We start from the raw sequence: 6,480 nt of genomic DNA, 5'->3' as shown, positions 1-6,480 counted from the left end.
TTTATTATACTAGGTTTTTCTCTGTTTGTATAGGGGGTTTTTAGAGATGCCCTAATAATATTATGCAGATTGTGTATATCACATCTCTTGATACTCGTGATAGAGAACTATTTGATATTCGCCCAATGAGCTTTATTGCTAAACCCATATCTGATTCTAAAATATTTAAAGTACTTGAAACATATCTCAGGTTATATACAAATACAAAGAAAATGTTTGATTTTGTTGCAGATAGACAACATCTAAAAATTCCTTATGATCATATCATTTATCTGCAAAGCGATGATAAAAAGGTTATCATCCAAACAACAGATAATATGTTTTCTTACTACGGGAAACTTTCAGATGCCGTCAACAAACTACCATTTCAATTTATATGCGTTCATAAATCATTTGTGATAAATAAGTTCTATATAAAAAAATATAATTATGATAATGTTGTGATGGTCAATAATGAGGTAATATCTATTAGCAAATCGAATCAAAGGAACGTTAGAAAATTATTGATGCAGGACAGCCTTCAGGCGGGAGAGGAGTTCTTTAGTTAATGACGGATCATTTTGAAACATTAAGCTATGTCATATCAAATCTCTTTCGAATTTATGCCATGTATTTATTTTCAAATGCATATTTTCGGGGACAAGGGAAAGTGTAGCCTGCCACGCAAAACGCAAAAAACTGACACGCAAAACGAAAAAAACGCTCCTGAGCACCACGTTCAAGAGCGTTTTTTACTACCTATAAACGGAATTTAACCGCTGTTTTATCCGTTCAATTTCCCGTCAATACTGGCAACGTGCTGCAAGATATGTTTGAGTGTGTCATCATCACTGGTATCTTTTTTCGTGTCCTCATTCGGCTTGTCCGTCGCATTTTTTGCAAATCCATTCAACCCAGCATTTTTGATGATCGCCGGATAATCCCGATACGCATAGTCCAGATCCAAATCGCCGACAATGCCGGAAACGCTGCCTTTCCAGCTGTACTGCCACAGCCCATAATTTCCAGTATAAGACGATTTGCTCACATCCACATGAGATAAGAACACGTCATACCGACTCTTTACATTGTTCCCAATACAGCTTTCCAAGGCAGACTTGAACGTATAGATCGCCGCATAGTATCCAGCCTTTTCCAACGCACCGCAAAACACCTGACAAAGTGCATCTGCATTTTGCAGGCTTTCTTTTTCCTCAATGTCGAATGCAACCGGATACTCGAACTGTTTTCCTTTTAGAGCAGACAGGCACACAGCCGCCTCCTGCTCCGCTTCTGCGGCAGTTTTGGCGTAGCTGTACCAGTACGCCCCGATAGGGATCCCAAGCCGCTTGCACTCGCTGTAGTTTCGTGCAAACTGCTGGTCAATCTGGCTGGATTCTTTCCCGTAGCCTGCCCGTAAGATCGCAAACTCCACCATGCCAGACGCTTTGACCTTTTCCCAGTTAATCACGCCCTGATGCTTGGAAACATCAATGCCTTTCGCCACGATTCCGGACGGCTGTTGTGATTTTGCAATGCCGAAATAACGGTAGAAATCGCTTGTCACCGTGTTTGTGCCTTTGGTTTCGTCGCCGTAGTACCGACTGCCGGTACGCACATCCAGATGCACTGCCGTATAAGCACTGGTGATATTGGCGATACCTGTAAAACCTAAATCTTGTGCCTTGCAGCATACCATTTTTGCGGAAATAATGCCGCCGGACTTGTCGTAGCACACCACGTCCGCCGCCGTGCCTTTGGTGTGCTGACCTGCTCCGTTGCCGCCGACCGCCTTGTCATGTACTGCACAGCGGTAGCCGCTGTTAACAATAATCTTGCCGCAGTCCAGTGCTGTGTACAGCTGTTCCAGCATTGAAATCAATCGTTCCGATACTTGAAACGTATGCGGAGAACTGCACTTGCATCGAAATTCTCTGGCACGAAAATGTGCCGAAAGCTGTGGATTATCCTCATATGAATATTCTGCCATTTTCTCAGCTCCTGAACTGTTTGAAGATCTGATTTGCTCCCGTTGCCGCTAAACCGGATACGATCCCGACTGCTGTTGCCGAAAGCACGTCCTGCACCGGGAAATCCGGCATCCAGAACAATGCTGCAATGCCCAGAATACCGCCGGAAATGCCGCAGATCACTGGGATCCATTTGTTGTCCAAAGATGTGACCTTTACGATCTCCGCCGCCAGATAGCAGATGATTGTGATTGCTGCTACTGCTGTAATGCCCAGAACTTCCATTATTTTTCCTCCGTTTCTGTTGCTTCGTAGTCTCCGGAAAGTAAAACCAGCATTTCCGGTGTAAGATTTCCAGAAGCAAAAATCTGATATTGTCCGTTTTCCAATTGTGCTGCTTGAATTGCTGCATCGCCCCAGCTGCTCCGCCGGATTGCTTTGCCGCTTTTTAGCTGCTCCACTGCTTCGATCAGGTTCATAAATACCTCCTCAAATCACTGTAATAGACCGGATCAGCGGATGGCTGTTGTTGCTCCGTCCGACCCATGCCAGATAATATGTGCCTGTAGTGACGTTTTCACAGGGTGTCAGTGTGGTGATATAGTCCGTGCTGTACAGCCACTGCAAGGACAGGTCAATATAGCTGCCCTCTGTCTGTGCTTTGGTGAGAATATCCTCTGCCGTGCCGCTGTCCGACTGCACCAGCCGCATGATGCCTGTTTCCGTGCTGTTCGCCAGAAATCGCATGGCGATCTGAGTTGCCGCAGAGAGCGTCAACGGCACTGTAGAACAGGTATAACAGGAATAATCCCACCCGAAAATGGAAGTAGAATAATTCAGAGCATAGTCGTTTTTTTCACTGCAAAAGTCCGGATATGCCGCTGTAAAATCTGCCAGACCATATTGTGTGCCATTGTGCAAAAGAAAGATCTTGTCCCGATGATCTGCATCAAAAATAACCGTCTTTTCCGTTGTTCCGGACGGCAGCAGAGAGGCCTTGTACACCAGCTGATTCAGTTTTTCATTTGCCGTTGCAATGATGCCACGGGAAACCAGATGCCCTGCCAGCAGGTCACGCTGGTGGTTGATCTCAGCGATGTACTGTGCAATTGTTGCCACTATTCCGTCACCTCCACAATGTCTGCCAGAGCCGTGGCGATGTCACCGATCAGTTCCTCTAAATGAGCGATTGTCTGTGCCTGTTCCTGCAAGGTATACGTCAGATCGTCAGACAGTTCCTGCACCTTTTCATCTACATAAACGGTCTTGGCGTAGGGTGTCAGATCTACCGCTGCACCCTCTGTCAGCGTCACAGTCGTGGTGCCGTCCTTGTCTGTGATGGTGATGGTCACGACACTTCCGTCTTTCACTACGGTGACGGATGGAGAAAAGCCGTCTGCACCAGTATCGCCTTTTTCTCCCGGTGCACCCGGTTCACCTTTTTCACCACGTTCGCCCTGTTGCCCAGTGTCGCCTTTTTCACCTTTCAAAGATGCCAGCCACTCTGTTTCAGAGCCACTGTAGCCGTGCTCTGCGGCAAGGAGATACGCTGATTTCCCGTCTGCACCGTCACGCCCATTTGCACCATCTTTTCCAGGCTCTCCCGGTTCGCCTTTTTCTCCGTTCTCTCCCTTTTCACCCGGTTCTCCCTTTGCTCCCGGCTCGCCTTTTTCTCCGGGAACGCCTTGCTCTCCGGTATCGCCTTTTTCGCCCTTTGCACCGTCCGCACCACGCACCGGCTCACCGCTGTCTGCATATGCTCCGGTATCTGCATCATACAGCCACCATGTGCCATTTTGAATGATTGGCAATTTCACAGAAACGGAGCGTGTTTCCTCCAGGATCTGTTCCATTTCTTTCAATGCCGCCTCAATGGCATCTACACCGCCACTGTATTCCTCCAGTACCGATGCTTTCACCTGCATGGGCGTAACGGTATATTTCAAAATGCGGTCATTGTTGTCATAGCAGACGATCTCCAATGCCAGCATACCGGAAACCGCAGTAAATGCCGGAGAAACGTTCCATGTCAGCCGGATCTCTGTGTTCGTGACCTCCTGCAAAAGCGTTTCCAAAGCCAGATTTCCGGCACTGTTGACACCACGCATGACGAACAGACAGCCGGACAGGTCGGTCTCCTGATAAAACCGTTCTACAGAAAAGATGAGCTTGTCTGCATACTTTTCGCCGGCAGTCAGCAGATGTGCCACATGGCTGGTATCAATAAATTTCTTGTTTGCCTGCAAGATCATGTCTTATCCTCCCAGTTTCTTGACTCGTTTTTCCAATGCTCTGCAACGGTTTCGAGCCTCTTTCCGGACTTTGTCGCCCTTGGAAGACCGGATACAGTCCGCCATCACACGGCTGTCCTCGCCGCCGCAGGAAAGCTTTGTGCCGCCCCGAAATGTCCACTCTATGGCAGTGACGATGCTGTCATAGGTCGTGGGAGCAGATTCATGCAGATCCTGATAGGTGATCTGGATCTGCTGCCCCAGCTGGAATCGTTTTGTGCTGTGTACCGTGCAGGAAAATGGTCGCACGGAATATTGATTTTCAGGATTAGTCGGGTATCTTGCAAGCCACATGGAATAGGCAATAGTATTTAATCCATATCCGCTGCCGAATACAAAATCCTTTGCAAAACCGTCCAAAAACGGATTAGATTCAATCAGAAACCGTTGAAAAGAACTGGTGCTGTAATCTGGTGAACCGTGTTTTACCCATGCCCATGTAGATTTTTCATCTTCCAGCTCCACACGGGCATCTGTACGCAGCATATGGATCTCATAATCTGCCACCTCACAGGAATCATATTCCATTTCCGGCATTCCAATGCTGACACTTCCGTGATAACCGTTCCCGAACTGTCCCAGTTCCAAAGCTCCGTCCTCCGGTCTGGCATAAATGAATCCAAATGCCAGCTCGGACAGATAGCGGTAAAAATCCCGTGGGCAGTCAGAGTCGCTGTTGCTGTTTTCTGCACTCAGATAAAACTTTGCCGGATATATGGTTTGTGACCATTTCTCATTGACCTTTGCATAGATTCTGTCGTTGCAGTACCTGCCATAAGTTTCCCGTCTTGCCTTGTCATACGGTTTCCATGCCAGCATTGCTCTTACACCGGTCTGAGATAAAATAAAGGTATTTGTGCAGTCAGTCAGATATTGCAGCCAGCCGCCGTATTCTGTTCCGTTCTCGTCCCACTGGTCAATGCCGATCCCGATGTTTTTCCATTTGTCAGCAAGTACTTTTCCCACCGCTTTCACAGCAGTTTCTGCGGTATCATTGTAGCTGGACGTATCCAGCCAACCTACGGCGTCCTGTGCGTTGACAGAAAAGATCTCGCCCACACGGGTGGCATCCGTGACCCAGAACGTCCCCACACCATACCATTCGGACTCTGTACCGTATTTGGAGAGCACCTGCAATTTTGCCCCACGCACCTGAAATGTGGTCATTCCCGTGATCTTCGCCTGCATGGAAAAGGTCGCCGCATACACGCCGCCGATCTCAAAAGCACCATCTGCACAGCACTGCCGCTTGCAGCTGGCAGAAATAATGCTGGATTCCGTCAGCGTGGTAACCAGAACATAGCTGTGTGCGGTATAGTCATACTTGTATACCTTCACTTGAATGGATTCTGCAATGGTCATTTCTCGTCCTCCTGAAAATTTGGTGCATAGATCCGCAGGCGATAGATCCGGTCAATATCACTGCACTGCATCCGCACATAGGCGTTTGTCACTGTTCCGGTGATTCCGATTCCAATGACGCTGCCGATCCAATTTCCGCTGGGATCTTGAAAATACGCCGTCAGATCTCTTTCCGCATTTGGATACCCGTTGACACCGTATATCAAAATTTTGGGCGGAGCCGCTTGCAGCAAATTGGCACCGACATAGAAATGCAGATAGATCACATCTGTGCTTTCGGTCGTATAGTCCGGCAGCTGCACAGACCCGTCCGCCAGACGTTTGCCGCTTCTGGACTGCAAATATGCCAGCGGCGAAAAGGGAGTGCCCTTGCTGTCCTGTACGATTTCGACACCGCAAAATTCCAAACTTCCACGCTGAAACAGCGGCATAAAACATGGGATCTCGCCGCTTTCGTCCTGACCGCTTTGCCGGATCGCTGGGAAAGACACCTGATAAATTTCCCGACTGACAGAGACCGTGGTCACAGAAATATTTCCGGATACGATCACACAGGTGCCACGGAAAAAATCAAACGGAACAATTGTCACTGACTGTACCGGATAAACTGCACCGTCCAGATACAGTACACCACATCTGAGCACACTCATCAGCTTGGACAAGGCGGTATCTCCGTGCACCTCAAACGACAGCGGAATGGTTTCCACCAACGACAGAACTGGATAATAAATCTGTGTTCCGCCGGCGCTTTGAAATCGTTTTCCCAGGGGTTCCGCAGTGACCGTATCATTTGCCATCTGTATGGCATTGGGGGCACATGACCAGCAATGTCATTAACTTAACACTAGCCAAGCGAGGCGAAATCTGCTAAAATAAAG

General features: G+C 48.0%; 8 protein-coding genes. 1 reads left to right on the top strand and 7 read right to left on the bottom strand.

Annotated elements, in window-relative coordinates; translation table 11 throughout:
- Nucleotides 1-62 precede the first annotated feature (62 nt).
- Nucleotides 63-548: a LytTR family transcriptional regulator DNA-binding domain-containing protein gene (locus tag QZ375_RS13345; protein WP_295219747.1), complete on the top strand. Its 486-nt coding sequence runs from the start codon at nucleotides 63-65 to the stop codon at nucleotides 546-548.
- A 215-nt stretch (nucleotides 549-763) separates the two neighbouring features.
- Here QZ375_RS13345 and QZ375_RS13340 read toward each other — a convergent pair whose 3' ends face one another.
- The 7 genes from QZ375_RS13340 to QZ375_RS13310 are packed head-to-tail and all read right to left on the bottom strand — an operon-like array spanning nucleotide 764 to nucleotide 6,399.
- Nucleotides 764-1,969, bottom strand: coding sequence for a GH25 family lysozyme (locus QZ375_RS13340; protein ID WP_295219746.1), 1,206 nt, complete (start codon nucleotides 1,967-1,969; stop codon nucleotides 764-766).
- Between the two features lie 4 nt (nucleotides 1,970-1,973).
- Entirely contained in the window at nucleotides 1,974-2,234 is a 261-nt protein-coding gene (locus tag QZ375_RS13335; RefSeq protein ID WP_295219745.1) for a phage holin family protein, read from the bottom strand.
- Nucleotides 2,234-2,428, bottom strand: coding sequence for a hypothetical protein (locus QZ375_RS13330; protein ID WP_295219744.1), 195 nt, complete (start codon nucleotides 2,426-2,428; stop codon nucleotides 2,234-2,236). Before QZ375_RS13330 ends, QZ375_RS13335 begins: the two co-directional genes overlap by 1 nt.
- Nucleotides 2,429-2,438: 10 nt before the next feature.
- Nucleotides 2,439-3,068: a hypothetical protein gene (locus tag QZ375_RS13325; protein ID WP_295219743.1), complete on the bottom strand. Its 630-nt coding sequence runs from the start codon at nucleotides 3,066-3,068 to the stop codon at nucleotides 2,439-2,441.
- Nucleotides 3,068-4,201, bottom strand: a complete 1,134-nt coding sequence (locus tag QZ375_RS13320) for a hypothetical protein (RefSeq protein WP_295219742.1) — start codon at nucleotides 4,199-4,201, stop codon at nucleotides 3,068-3,070. Before QZ375_RS13320 ends, QZ375_RS13325 begins: the two co-directional genes overlap by 1 nt.
- 3 nt (nucleotides 4,202-4,204) lie before the next feature.
- The gene (locus QZ375_RS13315; RefSeq protein ID WP_295219741.1) at nucleotides 4,205-5,602 is read right to left on the bottom strand and encodes a hypothetical protein; all 1,398 of its coding nucleotides are present in this window, start codon (nucleotides 5,600-5,602) and stop codon (nucleotides 4,205-4,207) included.
- Nucleotides 5,599-6,399 (bottom strand): hypothetical protein, encoded by an 801-nt coding sequence (locus QZ375_RS13310; protein ID WP_295219740.1) that lies wholly within the window; start codon nucleotides 6,397-6,399, stop codon nucleotides 5,599-5,601. The genes QZ375_RS13315 and QZ375_RS13310 overlap by 4 nt, the downstream gene beginning before the upstream one ends.
- Between the last annotated feature and the right edge of the window lie 81 nt (nucleotides 6,400-6,480).

Source organism: Ruminococcus sp. (assembly GCF_019417665.1).
Taxonomy (GTDB): Bacteria; Bacillota; Clostridia; order Oscillospirales; family Ruminococcaceae; genus Ruminococcus_C.
The sequence above is the reverse complement of the archived record's forward strand: the minus strand, read 5'-3'. Positions and strand labels throughout refer to the sequence as shown.